Origin of the sequence: Vibrio sp. 1727, assembly GCF_033344415.1 — a bacterium.
Taxonomy (GTDB): domain Bacteria; phylum Pseudomonadota; class Gammaproteobacteria; order Enterobacterales; family Vibrionaceae; genus Vibrio; species Vibrio alginolyticus.
The window spans coordinates 1-1,563 of sequence record NZ_JAWPOT010000063.1 but is presented as its reverse complement, the minus strand read 5'-3'; the positions used below and the strand labels follow the sequence as shown (position 1 = coordinate 1,563).

The 1,563-nt window shown below is 54.0% G+C and carries 1 rRNA gene; it reads left to right on the top strand.

Features of this window, described 5'->3' with window-relative positions:
• Positions 1-10 precede the first annotated feature (10 nt).
• Positions 11-1,563 (top strand): 16S ribosomal RNA (locus tag R8O10_RS23805).

The window sequence follows — 1,563 nt, the reverse complement described above, 5'->3', positions numbered from 1 at the left end:
ACAAAATCTTAAATTGAAGAGTTTGATCATGGCTCAGATTGAACGCTGGCGGCAGGCCTAACACATGCAAGTCGAGCGGAAACGAGTTATCTGAACCTTCGGGGAACGATAACGGCGTCGAGCGGCGGACGGGTGAGTAATGCCTAGGAAATTGCCCTGATGTGGGGGATAACCATTGGAAACGATGGCTAATACCGCATGATGCCTACGGGCCAAAGAGGGGGACCTTCGGGCCTCTCGCGTCAGGATATGCCTAGGTGGGATTAGCTAGTTGGTGAGGTAAGGGCTCACCAAGGCGACGATCCCTAGCTGGTCTGAGAGGATGATCAGCCACACTGGAACTGAGACACGGTCCAGACTCCTACGGGAGGCAGCAGTGGGGAATATTGCACAATGGGCGCAAGCCTGATGCAGCCATGCCGCGTGTGTGAAGAAGGCCTTCGGGTTGTAAAGCACTTTCAGTCGTGAGGAAGGCGGCGTCGTTAATAGCGGCGTTGTTTGACGTTAGCGACAGAAGAAGCACCGGCTAACTCCGTGCCAGCAGCCGCGGTAATACGGAGGGTGCGAGCGTTAATCGGAATTACTGGGCGTAAAGCGCATGCAGGTGGTTTGTTAAGTCAGATGTGAAAGCCCGGGGCTCAACCTCGGAATAGCATTTGAAACTGGCAGACTAGAGTACTGTAGAGGGGGGTAGAATTTCAGGTGTAGCGGTGAAATGCGTAGAGATCTGAAGGAATACCGGTGGCGAAGGCGGCCCCCTGGACAGATACTGACACTCAGATGCGAAAGCGTGGGGAGCAAACAGGATTAGATACCCTGGTAGTCCACGCCGTAAACGATGTCTACTTGGAGGTTGTGGCCTTGAGCCGTGGCTTTCGGAGCTAACGCGTTAAGTAGACCGCCTGGGGAGTACGGTCGCAAGATTAAAACTCAAATGAATTGACGGGGGCCCGCACAAGCGGTGGAGCATGTGGTTTAATTCGATGCAACGCGAAGAACCTTACCTACTCTTGACATCCAGAGAACTTTCCAGAGATGGATTGGTGCCTTCGGGAACTCTGAGACAGGTGCTGCATGGCTGTCGTCAGCTCGTGTTGTGAAATGTTGGGTTAAGTCCCGCAACGAGCGCAACCCTTATCCTTGTTTGCCAGCGAGTAATGTCGGGAACTCCAGGGAGACTGCCGGTGATAAACCGGAGGAAGGTGGGGACGACGTCAAGTCATCATGGCCCTTACGAGTAGGGCTACACACGTGCTACAATGGCGCATACAGAGGGCGGCCAACTTGCGAGAGTGAGCGAATCCCAAAAAGTGCGTCGTAGTCCGGATTGGAGTCTGCAACTCGACTCCATGAAGTCGGAATCGCTAGTAATCGTGGATCAGAATGCCACGGTGAATACGTTCCCGGGCCTTGTACACACCGCCCGTCACACCATGGGAGTGGGCTGCAAAAGAAGTAGGTAGTTTAACCTTCGGGGGGACGCTTACCACTTTGTGGTTCATGACTGGGGTGAAGTCGTAACAAGGTAGCGCTAGGGGAACCTGGCGCTGGATCACCTCCTTA